Below are 1,742 nucleotides of genomic sequence, written 5' to 3' on the forward strand. Positions count from 1 at the left end.
TGTGATCACCAAGCGATTCTGTCGTACCTTAATTACCAAGCGACTTTGTCATTACACTAACTACCGAGGGAAAATGTCGGGACTGATTTAGCGTACTTTTTAAAGTAATCAAATGAGCTTTAAAGGGTGCTAAGGATGTTCTATATGGATTCAAAATCACAGTTTACTGTCGATATCATTAGCAAAGTCATTGATGGCAAAATTACTATCAATAGTGCTACGCAATTACTGCAAAAATCACGAAGAACCGTTGAACGTTACTTGAGTCGCTATCGCAAGGAAGGCATTCGGTTCGTGGTTCATGGTAACACTGGTCGTGCTCCCATCAATAAAATCCCTGAGTCACTCAAGAAGGAGGTTCAAGCCCTCATTCAAACCAAGTACTACGACTTTAATCTTCAACATCTCTCGGAGCTTCTGAGCAAAAATGAAGGACTGTCGATTAAGCGTGAAACGTTGCGTTCTTGGGCTCATGACATTCACCATGTGAAGCGTTCTAAACGCCGTAGAAGTCGAGTAAGGAAGTATCGAGAGCGTATGCCGTTGCCTGGGCTTATGCTGCAAATGGATGGCAGCCCTCATCGCTGGTTTGGTGATGAGAAGTCTTGCTTGATTGCCATCATTGATGACGCTACTAGTGATATTCATGCGCAGTTCTTCCCTTCAGAGACCACCGAAGGCTGTATGAAGGTGATGCGAGCTTATATTGAAAAGCGAGGCATATTCAAAACTCTCTACGTGGATCGAGCAGGTATCTTTGGTGGGCCGAAACGCAGCAACTTCTCGCAAATGCAGCGAGCTTGTGATGAACTCGGTATCGAAATTATCTTCGCCAACTCACCTCAAGGGAAGGGACGAATCGAACGAGCCTTCGACACCTTCCAAGACCGCCTTGTCCCCGAACTGCGCCTCAATAACATCGCTGACATGGAGAGCGCAAACCGATACTTGCAAGAGGAGTTTATCCCCAAATACTGGGTGAATAATGTGATGGTTCAGGCGACTAAATCGAGCTCTGCGTTCAAGTCGTTGCCACCTGACCTAGACCTTAACAGCATCTGCGTACAGAAAGAGTATCGAACGATACGACGTGACCACACGTTTAGCTTTGATAGCAAAATGTACGTTATCGACTCGCCAGTACGTTACTCCATAGAGAACCAAAAAGTAGAAATACGATGTCAGTTCGATGGTACCTTCTCTGCTTACTTCGGTCATCGACGGTTAGACATCACTGAGTTAGTAGAGCCACGTAAATGCAACGAATACGGCAAAGAGGTACAACGTAAAATAGAGGCTCTGGAGTTGGTTGCAGAGCTTGGTAGTGTCTCTAAAGCCGCTCGTATCTTAGGTTGCTCACGCCAAACCTTATATACCTATCAGCAAATAATGGAAGAGGAAGGGCCACTTGGCCTCAAACGGATTAATAAGCCACTGAAGCGCAGTAAAAACGCAATCCCAGAGAGCACCGAAGATAGGATTATCGAGTTGACGTTGCTCAACCCGCATAATACGTCGATACAAGTGATGAAACTACTCAAACAAGAAAACATTACCGTGAGTATCAGTACCATCCAGACTATCTGGAAAAGAGAAAAGCTCAATACACGAGAGATGAGAATCAAGCAATCCCAATCAATGAGTATCGATGTGTGAGGCAGTTGAACGATATGAATACTAGAATATAAAGGCATGACAGAATCGGTTGGTACTTATCCCGTCATGTTCCCTCAGTAATGACA

Annotated in this window: 1 protein-coding gene; it reads left to right on the forward strand. The window is 44.7% G+C overall.

All coding sequences use genetic code 11. The features are described from left to right. Window positions 1-135: 135 nt before the first annotated feature. Window positions 136-1,656, forward strand: a complete 1,521-nt coding sequence (locus AB6E85_RS25795) for an ISNCY family transposase (protein ID WP_082040340.1) — start codon at window positions 136-138, stop codon at window positions 1,654-1,656. The last annotated feature ends 86 nt before the right edge of the window (window positions 1,657-1,742 follow it).

This window comes from Vibrio sp. 10N.247.311.51 (assembly GCF_041467855.1).
Taxonomy (GTDB): Bacteria; Pseudomonadota; Gammaproteobacteria; order Enterobacterales; family Vibrionaceae; genus Vibrio; species Vibrio coralliirubri.